Source organism: Candidatus Sericytochromatia bacterium, assembly GCA_035285325.1.
Classification (GTDB): Bacteria; Cyanobacteriota; Sericytochromatia; order S15B-MN24; family JAQBPE01; genus JAYKJB01.
Map to the genome: position 1 here is coordinate 1 of JAYKJB010000015.1, position 17525 is coordinate 17525.

The 17525-nt window shown below is 63.9% G+C and carries 18 protein-coding genes; 13 read left to right on the top strand and 5 right to left on the bottom strand.

The features are described from left to right. Together VKP62_02190 and msrA are read left to right on the top strand one after the other, a co-directional pair. The coding region (locus tag VKP62_02190; GenBank protein ID MEB3195989.1) for a tyrosine-protein phosphatase at positions 1 to 625 on the top strand (625 nt) is incomplete at its 5' end. Further along, the gene (gene msrA, locus VKP62_02195) at positions 600 to 1361 is read left to right on the top strand and encodes a peptide-methionine (S)-S-oxide reductase MsrA (protein ID MEB3195990.1); all 762 of its coding nucleotides are present in this window, start codon (positions 600 to 602) and stop codon (positions 1359 to 1361) included. The genes VKP62_02190 and msrA, both read left to right, overlap by 26 nt. Before the next feature lie 3 nt (positions 1362 to 1364). On the opposite strand, the gene VKP62_02200 is transcribed toward msrA, so the two are convergent. Beyond that, the gene (locus tag VKP62_02200) at positions 1365 to 2231 is read right to left on the bottom strand and encodes an FAD-binding oxidoreductase (protein MEB3195991.1); all 867 of its coding nucleotides are present in this window, start codon (positions 2229 to 2231) and stop codon (positions 1365 to 1367) included. Positions 2232 to 2366: 135 nt separating this feature from the next. Here VKP62_02200 and VKP62_02205 point away from each other — a divergent pair, with 135 nt between their 5' ends. After that, positions 2367 to 3281, top strand: coding sequence for a 50S ribosomal protein L11 methyltransferase (locus tag VKP62_02205; protein ID MEB3195992.1), 915 nt, complete (start codon positions 2367 to 2369; stop codon positions 3279 to 3281). On the opposite strand, the gene VKP62_02210 is transcribed toward VKP62_02205, so the two are convergent. Together VKP62_02210 and VKP62_02215 are read right to left on the bottom strand one after the other, a co-directional pair. Continuing rightward, entirely contained in the window at positions 3271 to 3630 is a 360-nt protein-coding gene (locus VKP62_02210) for an iron-sulfur cluster assembly accessory protein (protein MEB3195993.1), read from the bottom strand. The genes VKP62_02205 and VKP62_02210 overlap by 11 nt on opposite strands. A gap of 38 nt (positions 3631 to 3668) precedes the next feature. Next, positions 3669 to 4133, bottom strand: coding sequence for an Rrf2 family transcriptional regulator (locus VKP62_02215; GenBank protein ID MEB3195994.1), 465 nt, complete (start codon positions 4131 to 4133; stop codon positions 3669 to 3671). A gap of 338 nt (positions 4134 to 4471) precedes the next feature. Here VKP62_02215 and sufB point away from each other — a divergent pair, with 338 nt between their 5' ends. From sufB to VKP62_02265, 10 genes are all read left to right on the top strand, one after another. Then, on the top strand, positions 4472 to 5908 hold the full coding sequence (gene sufB, locus VKP62_02220) for a Fe-S cluster assembly protein SufB (GenBank protein ID MEB3195995.1): 1437 nt from the start codon (positions 4472 to 4474) through the stop codon (positions 5906 to 5908). 5 nt (positions 5909 to 5913) lie between these two features. Next, a complete protein-coding gene (gene sufC / locus VKP62_02225) occupies positions 5914 to 6702 on the top strand; it encodes a Fe-S cluster assembly ATPase SufC (GenBank protein MEB3195996.1) in 789 nt (262 codons plus the stop codon). Between the two features lie 4 nt (positions 6703 to 6706). After that, positions 6707 to 8023, top strand: coding sequence for a Fe-S cluster assembly protein SufD (sufD, locus tag VKP62_02230; GenBank protein ID MEB3195997.1), 1317 nt, complete (start codon positions 6707 to 6709; stop codon positions 8021 to 8023). Continuing rightward, on the top strand, positions 8020 to 9258 hold the full coding sequence (locus tag VKP62_02235) for a cysteine desulfurase (GenBank protein ID MEB3195998.1): 1239 nt from the start codon (positions 8020 to 8022) through the stop codon (positions 9256 to 9258). The genes sufD and VKP62_02235 overlap by 4 nt, the downstream gene beginning before the upstream one ends. Next, positions 9258 to 9746 carry an SUF system NifU family Fe-S cluster assembly protein gene (locus tag VKP62_02240; protein ID MEB3195999.1) on the top strand — a complete coding sequence of 163 codons (489 nt, stop codon included), beginning with the start codon at positions 9258 to 9260 and terminating at the stop codon, positions 9744 to 9746. Before VKP62_02235 ends, VKP62_02240 begins: the two co-directional genes overlap by 1 nt. A 33-nt stretch (positions 9747 to 9779) precedes the next feature. Beyond that, on the top strand, positions 9780 to 10343 hold the full coding sequence (locus tag VKP62_02245) for a NifU family protein (GenBank protein MEB3196000.1): 564 nt from the start codon (positions 9780 to 9782) through the stop codon (positions 10341 to 10343). Next, a complete protein-coding gene (locus VKP62_02250) occupies positions 10344 to 11768 on the top strand; it encodes an FAD-dependent oxidoreductase (GenBank protein MEB3196001.1) in 1425 nt (474 codons plus the stop codon). It begins immediately after the preceding gene. Between the two features lie 161 nt (positions 11769 to 11929). Next, positions 11930 to 12214 carry an EF-hand domain-containing protein gene (locus VKP62_02255; protein MEB3196002.1) on the top strand — a complete coding sequence of 95 codons (285 nt, stop codon included), beginning with the start codon at positions 11930 to 11932 and terminating at the stop codon, positions 12212 to 12214. 263 nt (positions 12215 to 12477) lie between these two features. Next, positions 12478 to 13632, top strand: coding sequence for a hypothetical protein (locus VKP62_02260; protein MEB3196003.1), 1155 nt, complete (start codon positions 12478 to 12480; stop codon positions 13630 to 13632). 153 nt (positions 13633 to 13785) lie between these two features. Next, entirely contained in the window at positions 13786 to 14337 is a 552-nt protein-coding gene (locus VKP62_02265; GenBank protein ID MEB3196004.1) for a hypothetical protein, read from the top strand. 10 nt (positions 14338 to 14347) lie between these two features. On the opposite strand, the gene VKP62_02270 is transcribed toward VKP62_02265, so the two are convergent. Continuing rightward, the gene (locus tag VKP62_02270) at positions 14348 to 16600 is read right to left on the bottom strand and encodes a SpoIIE family protein phosphatase (GenBank protein MEB3196005.1); all 2253 of its coding nucleotides are present in this window, start codon (positions 16598 to 16600) and stop codon (positions 14348 to 14350) included. A 50-nt stretch (positions 16601 to 16650) separates the two neighbouring features. Beyond that, the gene (locus VKP62_02275) at positions 16651 to 17454 is read right to left on the bottom strand and encodes a hypothetical protein (protein ID MEB3196006.1); all 804 of its coding nucleotides are present in this window, start codon (positions 17452 to 17454) and stop codon (positions 16651 to 16653) included. Positions 17455 to 17525 lie beyond the last annotated feature (71 nt).

A 17525-nucleotide genomic window follows, 5' to 3' on the forward strand; every position in this document is an offset into this window, starting at 1 on the left:
GCTGAGCGGCTGCGGCCAGGGGGGGAGCTCCATCGCCGCACGAGCCGTTGCCCCGCAGACCGCCACGATGCGGGCCGAAAGCACGGAGCGGGCCCAAGCCGATGAGCCAGGCTGGCTGGCTGGAGGCCCCCGGGAGGACCTCGGGCATTTTTTCAGGGTCGATGACACGCTGTATCGCGGTCAGCAGCCAACGGACAAAGGTCTGGCCCAACTCAAGGACCTGGGCATTCGCCACGTGGTCTACCTTCATTTCAATCAGAAGCAGGCCGTCCACGAACGGCAGGTCGTCGAGAGCTTGGGCATGCGCTTCACACACATCCCGATGAGCTGGTTGACGCCGCCCAAACCCCAGCAGATCGACACCTGGCTCAAACTGACCTTGGACCCCACGACCGGCCCGGTGTTCGTCCACTGCCAGCACGGCCGCGATCGCACGGGGGCCATGGTGGGTATCTACCGCATCGCCCACGACAAGTGGACGTTTGAGAAAGCGTATGCGGAAATGAAGGAGAAGGGCTTTCGCACCTTCTTTCTGGGCCTCTCCTACGGGGTGAAACGCTATGCCAAGGCGAACGGGGCGACGGACACGGCCTACACGGATGCCGAAATGGCGCTCGGATTCTGAGGGGCCTGACGAAACCGGCTCGGAAGGTCCCGTCTTCGTTCCCCGCACGGCGGTCACGGTGCGGGCTGCCCTGTCCTTGCTCCTGCTGATGGGCGTCTGGGTGGCCCTGACTCGCCTGGGCCCGGCCAAAGGAGAGGCGCCTACGGCCGGCCCATCCGCTCCTGCGGCCAAGTCCGCTCCAGGGTTTCAAGAGGCTTATCTGGGAGGAGGCTGCTTCTGGTGCGTCGAAGCAGCCTTGGAGCAACTCGCCGGCGTGGGTGACGTGGAAAGCGGCTACGCCGGCGGCCACCTGGCGGCGCCTGGCTATGCCGAGGTCTGCACGGGCCAGACCGGCCACGCGGAAGTGGTGAGAGTCCCCTTCGACCCGAAGGTGATCCCCTACGAGACTTTGCTGGACGCCTTCCTGCTGGTGCACGACCCCACCAGTCGGGACCGCCAAGGAGCCGATGTCGGCAGCCAGTACCGGTCGATCATCCTGGTGCGAGACCAAGCAGAACGGAAGCGCGCGGAAGCCGTCCTCCGAGGGGCTCAGGCCCGATTTCCGCGTCCCATCGTGACCGAGGTGGCGGTTTTGAAGCGGTTCTGGCCCGCCGAAGCGGAGCACCAGGACTACTTTCAAAAGCATCCTGAGCTGCCCTACTGCGCGGGGGTGATCGCCCCCAAGCTGGAAAAACTGCGCAAGGCCAGGCCCCAGGCCATCAAGACGCCACCGACGGCGGGTGCATCTCGTCCGTGAGCGTCAGTAGGTGTCGACCAGCCAGCGCTTCGCCCGCACGAGCGCGGGCTTGAGAGCAGCGAAGTCCTGGCCTGAGGGGGACAACAGACGCTGAAAAGCCGCCTCGACCCCAGTTTCCATGCCCTTCAGTCCGCACTGGTAGACCGTGAGATGACGCGCCTCCAGCCAGGGCAGCACCCGCTCGGCCAGTTCAGCCAGGCGATCGCCGACATACATTCGCCCCCCGTCCGCATTGGTCTGTTCACGCGAGATCGCCAGGGCAAAGCGATCATCCGGCCCGTCGAGCAAGGCGCGCAACTCGTCGGCATAGAGCAGGTCTGCCGAGGTCCGCACGCCAAAGACGAGCAAGGCAGGCCCTCGTTCAGACTGACGACCACGCTGATGCAGAAATGCCCGGAAAGGCGCGATACCAGTCCCTGTGGCCACCATCAACACCGGCGCAGTCGGATCCTCCGGCAGCAGAAAGTGTTTCCCGATCGGGCCGCAAATCCGCACGCGGTCCCCCGGCACCAGATCGTTCAGGTAGTTGGAGCACAGGCCGCGCACCGTCTCCCCCGCCTCGTTCTGGTAAATCGTACGCTTGACACACAGGCTGACGGTTCGGCCGCTGGCGTCATCCCCGGCCCGCGCGGAGGCGATCGAGTAGAGCCGCAGGCGATGGGGTTTTCCCGCGGCATCTGCCCCAGGGGGGATCACCCCGATGGACTGTCCCTCCAGGTAGCGCAACCCACTCTCTCCCAGGTCGAAGACGAGGTGGCGAACGTCCTCGGAACTGTCCGGCGTCAAGGCACGGTTTTCAAGCACCAACGCCTCGTAGGGAGTGCTCGGTTTGACCAGGTTCAACGGGATGTCTACGGTGGGGGAGGACATCACTTACTCCTTTCGGGTAGATACAGGATAGCACGCTGTCAGCCCCCAGGGACCGTCGTGTCCTGGCGCTTGAAAACGGTGGTTCCGCTTTCCATCGGCGCGTCCGCCTGGGCGCTCCGCCCTCGAGGTCCTACGGTGAGCTTTCCGGACCTGGGCCGTATTCCGCAACCTTATCATCACATGATGCTGTCGAATGGGCGCCGGATGGCGGCCTTCAGACACGCCATCGCGCGGACCGTTCGCCCCGGCGACCGGGTCATCGAAGCCGGCACGGGCTCGGGCATCCTATCGGCCCTGGCCGTGCGGGCCGGCGCGGAGCACGTCTGGGCACTGGAAAGGGACCCGGAGATGGCCGCGGTGGCCCGTCGCACGATGCAATTGAATGGACTCTCCGAGCGCGTCAGCGTGGTGGAGGGACCGGCAGAAGCGTTTGACTGCCCGGAACGTCCTGATGTGGTGATCTGTGAGATGCTCCACGTCGGGCTGGTCAACGAACAGCAAGTTCCGGTGATGCGGGCTTTACTCGCACGTCACGGGCATCCCGGGCTGCGCATCATTCCCCACGCCGCGGTCAGTGCGCTGCAGCTGATGGCGGTGGATGACCATTACGAAGGCTTCCGGATTCCCCTGATCCGCTCCTCCCATCCCTACGTGGAGGACCCGCGCCTTGCCGCGGTGTCAGAGCCCGTCACCTACTGGGTCTGCTTGATGCAGGAGGCCGCCCCCGAGATCGACGTGTGCGTGCCCTTGGAGGCCGCTTGCGACGCCACCGTCAACGCGGTCAGCCTGATCACCAAGGCGGTGATGACCGAGGCTTTCGACCATCCCGACAACGACTGGTACCTCTTCCAACTCCAGTTGCCGCTTCCGCCCCGCGAGGTGCAGGCCGGAGAGTCCGTGACGGTTCACCTGTCCTATCGCGCGGGCGCGCCCTTGGAGGCGATCCGGCTCGGCTGGGCTTCCCCCACCCGGGGCGCGGCCCCGCCTCCATCACCTCAGGCCGACGGGCCCGCGGGCGACGCCCCAGCGCCAAAGTCGCTCAGGTGCTGAAGCTCTCGCCGCAACCGCAGCTGGTCTTGGCGTTGGGATTGCGGAACTTGAAGCCCGCATTCATCAGATCGTCGTCATAGTCGATTTCCATGCCGGCCAGGTACAGGGCACTCTTCATATCCACGATCACCTTGACCCCCCCTTCGGCCGGGATCAGCTTGTCGGCCGGTCCCGCCTCGGCGGCCACGTCAAGCTTGTACGACATTCCGGAGCAGCCCCCGCCGGCCACGGCCACTCGCAGGTAGGCGTCCGGTTGGCCCTTGCGAGCAAACAGGATCTTGACGTGCTCGGCCGCCCGCGACGTGAGCGTCACCAATGGTTTGGTCGAGGGCTTGGATTCAGTGGTCACGGGACTCCTCCTGGTAGGGTGGGAAAATGAATGGGGGATCAGCGAGGTCCAGCCGGGGAAAGGGCGTCGGAGGCTGGCGGGGGGACCTGGTCAGCCGTGTAGCGGTCGTCCCGCACCAGGTCTGCCAACGTGACAGCATCCAGGCGCGCCAGATAGACCTGCTGGGCAGCCGAGAAGGCCGATTTCAAGGAACACCCCAGGCGAAAGCAAGCATAATCCTGCGAACCGGTGCAGAGGTTGACCGCCAGCTCCCCCTCGATCGCCTCAACCACCTGCTTGAGGGTGATGGCCTGTGCGTCCCGCGCAAGTTCCAGTCCCCCACTTGGCCCCCGACGAGACGTCAACAGGCCCGCCTTGCTCAGCTGGTTGATCACCTTGGCCAGAAAAGAGGGCGGAATGCGCTCCTCACGGGCCACATCCGCGGTGTTCACGGTCTCACCCTGCGGTTGTTTGGCCAAGTAAAGCATGGCCAGGCAAGCATACTCGGTGGCGCGGGTGATCATGGGGAGGCGTGACTCCAATCTGGTATCGGCGGGCGTCAATCGCCGGATGACACCCCGCAATGTTAGAATGGCCTGAACCGCGTTGACCAGTCGAACGGCCCCCCACTGGAGAGGGAATCCTCTCGCCGCCGGGTGTTCGGGCCGCCAGCCCGAACATCTGGGAATCGAGTCCAGGCTCGTCAAAAGGTCCGACCCGTGCGATCTGGCAAGGGATTGCCCCAGAGCGTGTCAGCCGTCGCCGTCTGACATGCTGTCATCATAACGGATCGACGCCCTGGTGACAAACGGGACCGGAATTATCCGAAATATGCTATGATGCGAATCAGAGGTCGTATCGAATGAGCACCCAGGTCGAAAAAGTCATCAACCGCCCCTACGAAGCGGGTTTCGTCACTCCCATCGAGTCGGAACGCTTCGCCAAAGGGCTCAATGAAGACGTGGTCCGCCGCATCTCGGAAAAGAAGGGCGAGCCTGAGTGGTTGCTGAACTTCCGCTTGAAGGCATTTCGTCACTGGCTGTCGATGGAAGAACCCCACTGGGCCCACGCGGATTACCCGGCCATCGACTACCAAGATATCGTCTATTACTCGGCGCCGAAGCAGAAGAAAAAGCTCGGTTCAATGGACGAGGTCGACCCGGAGCTGGTTCGGACCTTCGAGAAACTCGGCATTCCCCTGCACGAGCAGAAGATGCTCGCCAATGTGGCCGTGGACGTCGTCTTCGACAGCGTCTCGGTCACCACGACCTTCAAGGACAAGCTGAAGGCCGCCGGGGTGATTTTCTGTTCCTTTTCTGAGGCCGTGCGCGAATACCCTGACCTGGTCCAGCGGTATCTCGGCACCGTGGTGCCCTACACGGACAACTACTTTGCCGCCCTCAACTCGGCCGTCTTCTCGGATGGGTCGTTCTGCTTCATTCCCAAGGGCGTGACCTGCCCGATGGAACTGTCTACCTACTTCCGGATCAACACGGAGGAAAGCGGCCAGTTCGAACGGACCTTGATCGTCGCCGAGGAGGGCGCCAGTGTCAGCTACCTGGAAGGCTGCACCGCGCCCAAGTTCGACACCAATCAGCTTCACGCAGCCGTGGTGGAACTGGTCGCCCTCGACGACGCCAATATCAAGTATTCGACCGTGCAAAACTGGTACGCCGGCGACGAGAACGGCGTGGGGGGCATTTACAATTTCGTCACCAAGCGAGGCCTGTGCAAGGGCAAGCGCGCCAAGATCTCCTGGACCCAGGTCGAGACCGGGTCGGCCATCACGTGGAAATACCCTAGCTGCGTGCTGATGGGAGAGGAATCGGTCGGAGAATTCTACTCCGTGGCCCTGACCAACCACTGCCAGCAAGCCGACACCGGCACCAAGATGGTTCATATCGGCCCGCGCACGCGCTCAACCATCATCAGCAAGGGCATTTCGGCGGGCCGGTCCCGCAACACCTATCGCGGGCTGGTGCAAATGGGGCCCAAGGCGGCTGGTGCCCGCAACTATTCGCAGTGCGACTCCATGTTGATCGGGCAAGCCTGTGCCGCGGACACCGTGCCCTACATCCGCGTGCAAAACGACACAGCGCGCGTCGAGCACGAGGCGACGACCTCGAAAATCGGCGAGGACCAGATGTTCTACTTTGCCCAACGCGGCATCGGCGCGGAAGAGGCGATCGCCATGATCATCAACGGATTCTGCAAAGACGTGTTCACCCAACTGCCGATGGAGTTCGCCGTGGAAGCGACGAAATTGCTCGGTTTGAAGCTTGAAAACAGCGTAGGTTGACCCCCATGATTCGCGAACAAGCGCCCATCCTGCTCGAAATCCGCAACCTGCACGCCTCAGTGGACGGGGCCCCGATCTTGAAGGGCCTGTCGCTGACCGTACGTGCCGGCGAGGTCCACGCCATCATGGGGCCCAACGGGTCCGGCAAGAGCACGCTCTCCAAAGTGCTGGCCGGGCACCCTGCTTACGAGGTCACCTCGGGCGAAGTCCACTTCCTCGGTCAGAATTTGCTGGAGATGGAGGCGGAAGAACGCGCTCGCGCGGGCCTTTTCCTGGCCTTCCAGTACCCGATCGAAATTCCGGGCGTCAGTAACGCGGCCTTTCTTCGGCAGGCTTACAACACCTTGGCCGCCGCGCGCGGCGAGGATGAGCTGGACCCGATCGAATTCGATGATTACATCCGTGAACGTATCAAGATCGTCGATCTGGCGCCGGCTTTTCTGGACCGCAGCGTCAATGAAGGATTCAGTGGCGGCGAGAAAAAGCGCAATGAAATCGTGCAGATGGCGGTCCTCAACCCCAAGGTGGCAATCCTGGACGAGACGGACTCCGGCCTCGATATCGACGCCCTCAAGGTGGTGTCGGAGGGGGTCAACCGGCTGTCCACGGCGGACAATGCCATCGTGATGGTGACGCATTATCAGCGCCTGCTGAACTACATCGTGCCGGACTACGTCCACGTGATGGCGAACGGCCAACTCATCAAGACGGGCGACAAGACGCTGGCGCTCGAGTTGGAGGGCCGAGGCTACGACTGGGTACGCGATCAGGCCTCGACCACCGGGGCACGCTGAGACCATGGCCACCACCACCTCCAGGGAAAGCTGGCTGGGAAACGTGCTGGCGCAAGCCCCCGCACTGGAAGGCACAGGGCCGCTTGCCCGTCTGCGCCAGCAGGCGGACCAGATCTTGCGCCACGCCGCCCTGCCCTCGCCACGAGACGAAGCCTGGCGATTCACCTCGCTGGCTCCCCTGACCGCCCATGAATACAGCCGGGTTCAAGCCCCTGGGCAGGTGGAGCACTCGGAGGTGGCCCGCTATCTGTGGCCCGAGGCCGAAGGGTGCCGGCTCACCTTCGTGGATGGTCACTACGCCGCCCATCTGAGCAGCCGAGAGCCTGGGGCCTCCCTGACCGTGCGGGCCTTTTCTGAACTGGACGGCGAGGAGTGGGCCGCGATGCTCGGTCGCGTAGCGCCCACGGACGGCGACGTGATGGCGGCTCTGGCGGCTCGCCACTGCCGGGATGGCGCCCTCGTCCGGATTCCTGCCGACTGGTGCGAGGAACGTCCGATCCACCTGCTGTTCATCTCCACCGGCCTGCCCATTCCCAGTCTGATCGCCCCCCGGGTACTGGTCGTGGCCGAATCGGGCTGCCGGGCCACGCTGGTGCAGGCCTATGTGGCCTTGCAAGAGACAGTTCAGGCCGTGCATGCCGTGACCGAGGTACTGGTGGAAAGAAACGCACGCCTGCATCACCTGCGCGTGCAAAGTGAAAGTCGACTCGCCACGCATCTGGAAACCTGGGCCGCGCGGCTGGCGCCCTCCGCCCACTACACCCTGAAGCACATCACGCTGGGCGGACGGCTCTCCCGACTTGATGTCACCATCGACGGCCAGGGCAACGAGATCGATGCTCACCTGGATGGGCTGGCCTTGCTATCGGGCGACCAGGTGGCCGACGTCCATTCTCGTCTCATCCACGCTTTTCCGCACGGGCGCAGCCGACAGACCCAGCGCATGATCCTGGACGAGCGCTCTCACGCGATTTTTGCGGGCATGATCAAGGTCTTACCGGGGGCCGTGCAGACCGATTCGGCCCAAAGTTCACGCGGACTGCTGCTCTCCCCGCACGCCCGACTGGACACCAAACCCGAGCTGGCGATCGAGGCAGATGACGTCAAATGCGCCCACGGGGCCGCGATTGGCCAGCTGGATGCGGATCAGCTCTTCTACCTGCGAGCGCGGGGCATTTCAGAAACCGAGTCTCGCGCGTTGCTCACGTATGCCTTCGCCTCTGAGGTGCTGGAGGGAGTCGCCATCCCGACCCTGCGCACGCAGTTGCAAGCCGTGATGCTGGGACGCACCACCGCTCCCAGGCCGAGGCTCACGCCGTGAACGCCGCGCTGGTAGACGATCTGGACCTGGCGGCAATCCGGGCGGACTTCCCGATTCTCTCGCGCCGGGTGAATGGCCACCCCCTGGTCTACCTGGACAATGCGGCGAGCACACAACTGCCGCGTCCAGTGCTGGATCGGTTGATTCACTATCATAGTTACGAACACGCCAACGTGCACCGCGGCGTCCATACGCTCAGCCATGAGGCGACGGCCGCTTACGAAGGCGCGCGTGACATCGTGAGGGCCTTCCTGAACGCCGAACAGCGGGAAGAAGTCATTTTCACGCGCGGCACCACCGAGGCCATCAATCTGGTAGCACAGACGTTCGGCCGCACGCGCCTTGAGCCGGGAGACGAGGTCCTGATCACGGCCCTGGAACACCACGCCAATCTGGTTCCGTGGCAAATGGTGTGCCGGGAACGGGGGGCTTTGCTGAAGGTGGCGCCGATTCATGACGACGGGAGTCTCGACATCGAGGCCATGATCGCCTTGATGGGCGCCAAAACGCGACTGGTCGCCGTCACCCACGTGTCCAACGCCTTGGGGACGATCGTCCCGCTCGAACCCATCATCCAGGCCGCCCACGCCCTTAACATCCCTGTCCTGGTGGACGGCGCCCAGGCCGTGCTCCACCAACCAGTCGACGTTCGGGCGTTGGATGCCGACTTCTACGTCTTTTCGGGGCACAAACTGTGTGCCCCGACGGGCATCGGCGTGCTGTATGGCAAACGGGCCTGGCTGGAATCCTTGCCGCCCTGGCAAGGGGGTGGGGATATGATCCGCACCGTGACCTACGCGCACACCAGCTTCAACGACCTGCCCTACCGCTTCGAGGCGGGCACCCCTTCCATCGCCGCGGCGGTCGGCCTCGGGGCCGCGATAACTTACCTGCAGGGCATCGGCCTGGGGCGTATCCAAGCCCACGAGCAACGCCTGCTGCAATACACCACGTCACGCCTCGCTGAATTGCCGCAGCTTCGCATCCTGGGAACGGCTCGGGAAAAGGCTGCCGTCATTTCCTTCGAACTGGCCGGTGTCCACCCCCACGACGTGGGCAGTGTGTTGGACGGAGAGGGCATCGCCATTCGGGCCGGACACCATTGTGCCCAGCCCCTCATGGCGCGCCTGGGCGTGCCAGCCACGGCACGGGCGTCGTTCACCTTCTACAACACGCTGGAGGAATGTGACGCCCTGATTCGGGGACTGCACGTCGTCACGGAGTTGTTTGCCTGATGTCGACCGCGCTTTACAACCAGCTGATTCTCGAACACAACAAGAAACCGCGCAACCACGGACGTTTGGAACAGCCGACCCACCAGAGCGAGGGGCTGAACCCGCTTTGTGGTGACCACATCTGGCTGACGGCTGTGGTCGAGAACGAAGCCATCCGTGAGATCCGGTTCGAGGGACAAAGTTGCGCCATCTGCCAGGCCTCGGCCTCGATCATGACCACCCAGGTCAAGGGAAAGCAGGTGCAGCAAGCCGCCCAGCTGATCCAGGATTTTCGCCACGTGGTGACGGGGCAGGCGTCTGCGGTGTCGCCAGAAAACACCGAGAATCGTTACTTTGACGCCTTTTCCGGTATCGCGAACCTGCCGGCTCGCGTGAAATGCGCCGTGCTGCCCTGGCACACGCTGCAAGCCGCCCTGTCCGGTCAGGACGCCAGTTCCACCGAGGGAACCTCGGATCCCATCCCCGGCTCCGGGCACGCCAGCCCCTGAGTCTCTCTTCCCGCTTGAGCCCTTGACCCTCCCATGCCCAAAATCGCCGAAATCGAATTCACCCCGAATCCCAACGCCAAGCGCTTCGTGCTGAAAGAGCCGATCACCACGGGCACAGCCCGCTCCTACGACAGCAGCGCGGGGGCAGCGGATGACCCGCTGGCACGGGAGCTCTTTGCCATTCCCCACGTCACCGAGGTTTACTACGTCGATCGCTACCTGACCGTGGTGCAAGACGGGGCAGCCGCTTGGAGCGAGTTGGAACGCGCCTTGGCCGTTCCGATTCGGGCGGCCGATGCGCAAGCGCTGCAAAAGGCTTTTGCCACGCCAGCCGCAGCCAAGCTGTCGCCCGACGACCTTTCGGAACTCGACCGGGGACGCCTGGAGCGCATCAATGCCCTGCTCGACGAGCGAGTCAGACCCGCCCTGATGATGGATGGCGGCGGCCTGGAGGTGGTTGGATTCAGCGGCAACACGCTGCAGATCCACTACATGGGCGCCTGCGGCACCTGCCCCAGCTCGATCACCGGCACCATGGCGGGCATCGAAGCCTTGCTGCAAACGATCGAACCGGCCCTGCAAGTGGTGGCCGTCTGAATGGGACCGCTGGAGCAAGACTTCGATGTGCTGGTGGTCGGCAACGAAACCGAGGGTTGCCTGACGGCTGTGGCGGCCGCGCGCGCCGGCGCTCGGGTGGCCCTGCTGGTAAGCCCGGAAGCCATGCTGGGAGGGCTGTTGACCGAGGACGGCCTGGCCTTCGTCGACCGCGACGCCCGTCACCTGACGCCACCGGAGCAAAGCCCCCACGATGGAATCTTTGGACAGTTCCTGGCGCGGGCGAAGGTTCCTCTGGTGGCCTTGCCGGCTGATGTCGGCGCCGCGACCCTGCAGGAGATGCTGACGGAGGCTGGGGTCACCCTGCTGCGATGCGACTGGCAAGGCGTGCGGATGGACGGCGATCGCCTGGCCGCGCTCCATACGACCGAGGGAGAATTGACGGCCCGCGCCTTCATCGACGCCACCCCGGACGCCGACCTGGCCGAGGCGTCAGGCATGCCATTCAGCGACGGATTTACCGATTACGGGCTGACCAAGCGCCTGGGCATCAGTCCCCTGCCGGTGGTTCACGGCGTCTCGCCAGACACGATCATGGCCACCTGCGAGGCTCTGGCTCAGGACCCTTCTCTGGAGACGCTACGGCAACAGGTCTTCGGAGACCGCCACTTTCTGGATCTGGAGCAGGGCGACGACTACCTGCTGATCGGGCCGCCCCACCTGGGCCTGGCCTACCAGCGCTGGCGAGAGGCCGAGGGACTTCAGGAGGGGCCGTACCGCTTTGAAGCGGATGGCTTCAACACGGCCATCGTCGGACCTCAGGCCACCTCCTGGAACGGGCTGATCTATTTCAGCGAAGACGGAGACGAATTGCTCAGGCTGTCCCGCGAAGGCGCCAATGACTTTTTTCGGGAGGAAGCCCGGCGTTTCGAACGGTTCCTGCAAACCCGACTCGGCTGGCGCGAGGCCCGCGTCGAATTGCCACGGGGGGTGTACGTGCGCCAAACGCGCCATGCCCGCGATGTTCGCCAACGCCTCTCGCTGCAAGCGCTGGCCACCGGTGATGCCCACCGGCGGGTGGGCACGTTCTGCTATTACCCCGACTTTCGCGGTTTCCGAGCGGTTTCCGTGCCAGGCGCGCTGGCGGCACACGTCGTGCTGGAGGCGGGCCTGGCCTCGCGCGTCAAAAACCTGGGGCTGGCTTGCCGGGCCGCCGGCTACACCCCCTTCGCCCACTCCGTCTGCCGACTCGTCCAGTACAACGTCACCCTGGGCGCGGCGCTGGGGGTGGCGGCGGCTCTGATGCCGGGCGACGATCTTGGCGCAGTGGACTCTGCGGAGATTCGGGCGGAGCTGGCCCGTCACGGCTTCCTGGCCGACGATTCCAGCGGCTTCGAACGCAATGCGGCGATCGCCGAAGCGATGACGCGGGATCCGGTGTTGATGCTGGAATTGGCCCACGCCTGAACCTTCCGGGAGCACCACGGCCAGCCCGCTCTGGCCTGCGCCGGGATGCATTTATTTAACCTGAAATTAAACGAAGCAATAATTTTCTCTTACCGAATTTGGCTGGCGCCCTGGCGATAACCCTCTCAGTGGTTCGCGACAACCATCCAAGGAGAGAGACGATGCGTATCGAGCAGTTCACCCGCAACCTGATGAAGAATTACGACCGCAATGGCGACGGGTGGATCAACATGACCCAGATTCCGGCCTTGGGCGTTTACTCGGAGGTCGATGGCCGGGCTCGCGACTTTTTTCAACGCTCCTCGCCAATTGGGCAATTCGTGACCCACGAGGCCTTGGTGGCGCAGGCCGTCGCGCACGAGGTCGATACCAACCGGGACGGTCATGTGAGCTTTTTGGAGGGCTTGATGGCCTGGGCTCGCTTCGGCATTAACGGACTATTCTGAAGCCTTGACCCTCGCGGTGCCCGCACCAAAGCGGCCCCCCCGAGACAACAACAACCTCGGCCGTTCCCAGTGCAACGCCCTCGGTCCAACGACCGGGGGCGTTAGACTGCGAACGGCCTTCCCAATGCCACCACCGGTCTCCCTGGCCAGCAAGATGGCTAAGTTTGCGTTAAAATATCGGGCACGGGGTGCCTGATGGCTCCCATGACGTAGCTGCTCGTTTGATTTCAAACGAGCGACCGAGCGCACGAGAAAGTAGCACCATGCGTCTGTCAAAACTTTTCCTGGCCGTGACGACGGCCTGGGCGCTGATGACCATGCCCCTTCAGCAGGCATCGGCCGCCCCCCTGCAAACGGATGCCACCGTGGTGGCGTCCCATCACAAGTCGGCGGCCAAGGCCAGCAAGCCGACGCCCAAAGCGGAGAACAAGTCGGCCAAGCCGGCCTCGGACTGCTGTCAACCGGAGGCCAAGCCAGCCGCCAAGGCACCCGCAGGCTCAGGGGAAGCCAAGGCCGCTTGCGGCGGCAAGTGCTCCCCCGAAATGAAGGCCCACTGCAAGGGCAACTGCTCGCCGGAGATGAAAGCAGCGTGTGGGGGCGCCTGTGGCGACGCGTGCAAGGCGGAGCAAAAGGTCGCCTGCACCTGCAAGCCCGGCACCACCTGCCAGGGCGAGTGCAAGTCCGGCAAGGTCGCCTGCACCTGCAAGCCTGGCACTAGTTGCCAGGGCGAATGCCAGTCGGGCAAGGCGGCCTGCGACTGCAAGACCAGCACCTCGTGCGACGGGGCCTGCAAGGACAAGGGCGCGGCGGCGTGCAAGGATGACTGCCACGGCAAGCCTGCCGCCAAGTGCGAAGGGCATGGCAAGATGGCCTGTGCGTGCGCGCCTGGCACCGCCTGCGAGGGTGAATGCAAGACGAAGCGCAAGCAGCACGACAAGGGCTGGAGCCGCCATTTCCCCGGCTCGAAGCCTTACCGGGCGCGTAGTTTCCGCTACATGCCAGCCCTGGCTGGAGCGGCCAATCAGCACCTGGTGTATGGCGCGGAACGCGGCCTCAAGGTCAACTCGTGGCTGTCGCTCGGTGGCCAGATGAACTATGCCCTGCAGCTGGGTCAGGCGGCGCCCTTGGGCCCCTGGTTGACGATGTATGGCGGCTTCCTGCCCAAGCTGGGCACCGACCTGGGCCCGGTGCGGGCGGATGTCGGTGCGCTGCTGGGTGGCGGTGCCATGTTCCGCACGAACAAGGACAGCCTGCTGGAAGCACGCGCCCTGTGGACGGTGGAACCTCGCCTCGACCTGGGCTGGACCTCCGAGGGCAAGGGCTACGGCATCTCGGCCGGCTACCTGCTCTCGAACAGCCAGGCGGACTTCGGAGGCCCCTCGATTGGCCTTCGCATGACCTGGAAGCACGCCAAGTAAAGCCTGCGTCCATCGGTTTTACCCATCACCGCCCGAGACCATCGGGCGGTGTTTTCTCTTGTACAATACCGGAGGGTCTCGCCAGACCCGCCGCGGCCTCTGGGCCATTCGCGACGGGCAGTTCGGCCATCCCTTGAACAGGTGTTTCGCTCCATGGTCCGGCCCAGTCTTTCCCTCATCCGCCTTGCCGCGCCGCTGCTGCTGACGTTTGCGCTTGTCTTCACGCCGAGCGCACCGGCCCTGGCCGCGAACGTCGAAACTGTGGCCTTCCGCTTCGTGCTCCCGACGGGCTATCAACTCAAAGCCCTGCCGGACCTGGGAAAGGCTCCGCGGCTATTGAAACAGTGGGAACTCACGCGCGAATTCGGCCGCCAGCGCCTGCGCATCGACATCGAATGGGACCGCTCGGAGGTGCCCACCAAGTATCCCGTCCGCGAAAGCCGCCTGCGGGCTCGGCGCGTGGCGGAAGCACTGCGTTATCAAAACTATCACTGCCGCGACCTGATGCTGAAGGGAGCCCCCGGCTTCTACGACACCTGGACGGCCCAAGTTCCCCCCAAGCCGCGCTTTTGCGTGACGGCGGCGCAGGCTTTTCGCCACGGCGCACGCATACGCATCGCCGCCATCGCGGAACCCGGGGAAGGAGCCTACGTGGTCCGGACGGATCTGCACGCCCTGCTGAACAGCTGGGCGTGGGCCGATTGACGCAGCGGGTTCAGGTCAAGATCACCCGAACGGCCTCCGGGTGCGCCGGAACCTCCGCGTGGCGCCGCAACACGATCACCGAGATGTCATCTAGTTGCTCGTGCAACCATGCCTGCACGTCCGCCAGAATCGCCGCCTGGATCTCGCCGACCGGCAGATGGGCCCGACGCGCCAGAGCCTCTTCAAGACGTGCCATATCAAACTGCTCCTGCTGGGCATTGCTGGCCTCGATCAGCCCGTCCGAGTAGAGCAGCATCACATCCGAGGGGCCGAGGAAAAAGGAAGTGTCGTGGGTCATCTCCGCAATGTCCGGCATCAACCCCGTCCAGAAGCCTGGCACCTCGATGCGTTCCACCGACCCGGATGCCGCCCGCCACACCAGAATGTCACAATGCATGCCGGCTGCCACGAAATGGCCGTCGCCCTGGTGATGAATCAACTGAAGCGTCATGTAGTTGTCATTTCGCATGCGGTTGCGCACGTTCTGGTACAGGGCCTGGTTGATCCGCACGAGCCGCTCCGCCGGACTCGCCAGCGGCGCATCGAGAACGTAACCGGTAATCAGACTCTGTGCCATCATCATGACCAGTCCCGGTGTCAGGCCGTGACCGGTGACGTCCCCAATGGCGAGCCAGAAGCGCCCATCGGGTTGCGGGATGTAATCGATCAGGTCGCCACCGACCTCGGCTGCGGTTTGAAGGGACATGGCGATATCAAACCGTTCGATTGGCATGTCCGTGGGCACCAGGGCGGTTTGAATGCGCGTGGCAATTTCCATCTCCTGCCCCATGCGCGTCAGCTGGTCCTGGACCCGATTGGCCTCCGTCACGTCCTGGGCGATGACCTGGAGACAGGGACGGTCTGCGAACACCATCCGGTTGGCCGCCACCTCCAGATCGAGGACCTCCCCCTGAGCTCCCAGGCCCTTGAGCTCCATCCGCGCCACCTCGAGCTCCGCGGCGGCCAGCCGTTGGAATTCCCGCTCCGCCAGTCCCCTTGATTCCTCCGTCGCGAGCAACGAGGAGAAGGCCCGCCCTTTCCAAGATGCATCGGCCGGCAATCCCAACACCCGGGTGGCGTAGGGGTTCGCATAAAGGAGCTGTCCCTCCGTCACGATCAGCACCAGGGCAGGCGCTGCGTCCATGAGTTCGGTGTAGCGCTGCTCACCCTTGCGCCAGGCTTCAAGCTCCAGAATGGCGGCCTGGGAGCGTTCGAGTTGGCTGAGCATGCCGTTGACCTTGCTGGCGACGGTGGCGATTTCATCGCCCCCTGTCGCATCCACCCGGGCGGCCAAACTACCGACGGAGCCGATCGCCGCAACTTGCTCGGACAACCTGGCCAGGCGCTGCAACACAATGCCGCGCAACAGAAAAATATTGAGCAGGGCGAACACGGTGCCACTGATGGCCAGCAAAGTCAGGCTCTGGCGCACGGTGTCGCGGCCTTGTGCATAGAGCGTGCGAGGAGCCCGCACGGCGATCAGCACGGCAGGCTTCCCGTAGACATCCCGCATCAAGGCATGTCCCACCAGCGTCTGTTCATCAATGGCCGCCAACTCGACCTGGCCCTCCTTCCCTCGCTCCAGCGTCGCCAGGGCGACCTTCTGCGGCTCGCTGAGCGCCGTCGTGTGCAACGGCAGCGCTTCGAAGGGCACGTGAATCAGCTCAGCCAGCCGCTGGACCTCCGTGGGCTGCAGTTCCGTGGCAAAGATCATCGTGCCCCGGATGTCTCCCGTGTAGTCGCCCCGCGTGATGGGATGCGAGCCAACCTGAGCCACGCCCGTCGGCGTCTGGATCAGCGCGGCCAGCTTGGAGTGATGATCGCGGTGCGCCAGCAAGGGCGAGCCTGGCTTCAAATGCTCGCCCAGCCAGCTGGGCAGAGGACGCCAGTGCTTGCCGTCTTGGGTGTCGATGGCGAGGGCGTGCTTGATGGAAGCATCTGTCCTGAGAAACACGGTGTAGTGAAATCCCATCTCGGCCATGGTGATGGGCTCGGGAAAGTTGTTGACGATGTAACCCGGCTCTTCGCCGGCCACGAAGCGCCAGGTCGAATCCCAGGCAGCCCAGTCATTCAGACGCAAGGAGGGTACCTGGGTGTCTTCCCGGAGCGCATTGAAGGCCCGTTCCACCTGCCGGGTCATTTCCACGCGTTCGAAGGAGGCATAGGAATCGAGCAGGGTGTCGCGCCAGAAAAACGACAGCAAGGCCACCAGCACCACGATGGTGGCGACCACGGCAGCGAGCGTTTTATGGACGATCGTCATGACAGCCTCGGACTCCTTGCAGGGAACTGGCCATTACGTACCCGCTCACGTCATTCCGTCGCCTGGGGCAGGAATGCTTTGGCGATGTCGAAATTCGTGTAAGTTTGGATGAAATAGGCGTCCGGATAGGCCAGCGAGCGATCGTGGGCGATCGCGTAGCCGAGCGACAGGAACGTGTCCGGCACGATCTCCACGTTCATCACCAGGCAGGTGCCGGAAATCTCGCTCACCCCCCCGACGGTGTCGATGGCGAAACTGAAGGGGCCAACCGGCGGAAATTCGTGCCCCCCAAAAAAGGCTTGCTGCCCTGTCGGCAATGGCCAGGTGGGAACGAACAGGTCAGCCCCTCCGGGGGTGACACGGGCCAGGCCCAAGGTGGTGCGTCCCAGGTCACGTCCCCCCCACGTCAGGGTCTTGGTCGTGGCGAGGTAAGCGAAATTCAGGCTTTTGTTCGGGTGCAGAAAGCCCCAGGACATGAAACCGACGGCGCAGGACGGCCACCAGGAGGCCTCCTCGATCAAGCCCAGCTTGAGATTCCCGAGGGGTTTGACGGGAGGTTCGCCGCCCGGTGTAGCCCACAGGTCCAGGCCTACTTCCAGACCTGGCAGGCGATAACCTGTGTCTCCCAGAGGCATCGCCGGAAGAATTCCGACATTCAGCCCGGTCCAGGAGTCCACATTGCCGCCATAGAAGGCATTGTAAAAGGACATATTGCCCTTTCCCCGCGGCGCCACCTCTCCCGTCGGCGCAAAGATCAAGCTGGTGGGGTAGGCCGCCGCTGGCGCCAGGGTACCGCCCCAGCATAGCGCTGAGACAAGCGCCAGAAAGCCTGCTTTGTAAAGGTGCGGAGGCATCTCCCGTCGTTTCCCTCGTCTGTGAGCAAGCGTGCGATTGATTGTCCCGCAGACGGCGACGTTGGTCCACA